The organism is Cylindrospermopsis sp. CR12 (genome assembly GCF_001432185.1).
GTDB lineage: Bacteria > Cyanobacteriota > Cyanobacteriia > Cyanobacteriales > Nostocaceae > Raphidiopsis > Raphidiopsis raciborskii.
Map to the genome: position 1 here is coordinate 1 of NZ_LMVE01000046.1, position 1,070 is coordinate 1,070.

2 protein-coding genes are annotated in these 1,070 nt (G+C 38.2%); both read right to left on the bottom strand.

Annotation, left to right across the window (positions count from 1 at the left end; all coding sequences use genetic code 11):
- Positions 1 to 120: 120 nt before the first annotated feature.
- Positions 121 to 546 carry a type II toxin-antitoxin system VapC family toxin gene (locus tag ASL19_RS06255; protein ID WP_057177679.1) on the bottom strand — a complete coding sequence of 142 codons (426 nt, stop codon included), beginning with the start codon at positions 544 to 546 and terminating at the stop codon, positions 121 to 123.
- Positions 533 to 772, bottom strand: coding sequence for a hypothetical protein (locus tag ASL19_RS06260; RefSeq protein ID WP_057177680.1), 240 nt, complete (start codon positions 770 to 772; stop codon positions 533 to 535). Before ASL19_RS06260 ends, ASL19_RS06255 begins: the two co-directional genes overlap by 14 nt.
- Positions 773 to 1,070: the final 298 nt, after the last annotated feature.

The following is a 1,070-nucleotide window of genomic DNA, read 5'->3' on the forward strand; positions in this document are numbered from 1 at the left end:
TATTTCAAGGGGGTGGGGATATTTGGAGGGCGATTGCTAAGCATTCTCTATGGGCGATCGCGCAGCACTCCCTTTGGGAGATCGCAATTGCAAGATAGCATTTATGGTGACTGCACTACATCATAAAAATTCCTGAAAGAGGTTATCAAATGGTTCTGTATTTTTCCAGCGATAGGTGTTAAAATCTCGATAATCAACTGACAAAATTCGCCCATGACCTAGTTGTTCTGCCAGAATAACGAGAGAAGCATCGGCCAAATCCATCGGCAAATCTTGATATTTTTCTATCAGTTCTTCAATACGCTGGCAATGATTTTGTTTCAGATCAAAGATTTGTAGTTTTCCTGTGGAAATTTTATTAATAAAGATTTTTGGAGCATCCACTCCTACTCTTTTTTGTAATAAATAGCAAGTCTCCGTAACGACGCACCAGGTTGTAATAAATTGCTGATTAGCTAAATCTTGAAATCTTTTTTTGGCGGCTATATGAACTGCATCTTGTTTATTAGCAAGAGCTAACCAAAAGCCTGTATCAACTATGATCATATTTTTGATTAAGTTCAGTATCTAAATAGTTTTTATAGTTTTTTGAGAGGTCTGTTTCAGCTTCTATACAACCGATAAAGTCTGACCAGTCTTGCAAGGAATTTTCTGAAGTTCGTTGTTGATTAAGAGGATAGCGTTTTTTCAGAACTTCTACAAGTTCGATTATGATTTGTTGTGCATAGGGAGGAAGAGACGCAATATCTTGTTTAATTGTATCTAAGTTCATAATCTGATTTTGCTGTTTCTTTGATTATACTTTAGGGAGAATCAGATAAGGTGAGTTAATGAAATGTAACGCAGTTTATCGATAATTCACTTAGTTCACCTTCAGGTCGCACTTTAAGCTCTTACTTCATCTGGATTGTAAACTGGCGATCGCATCACACTCCCAATGGGCGATTGCGCAGCACTCCCTTTGGGAGATCGCTCTCCTCTAGGGACGTTTCATGTTCGGTTCCCGTTTGATAAAAGATTGACGGTAAACGTTTTCCGTCAAAGGATGAATCAGTAGTGATGGGGTAACA

Coding starts and splice junctions, on each gene's coding strand:
- ASL19_RS06255 (WP_057177679.1), bottom strand. CDS start 546: ATGATCATAGTTGATACAGGCTTTTGGTTAGCTCTTGCTAATAAACAA.
- ASL19_RS06260 (WP_057177680.1), bottom strand. CDS start 772: ATGAACTTAGATACAATTAAACAAGATATTGCGTCTCTTCCTCCCTAT.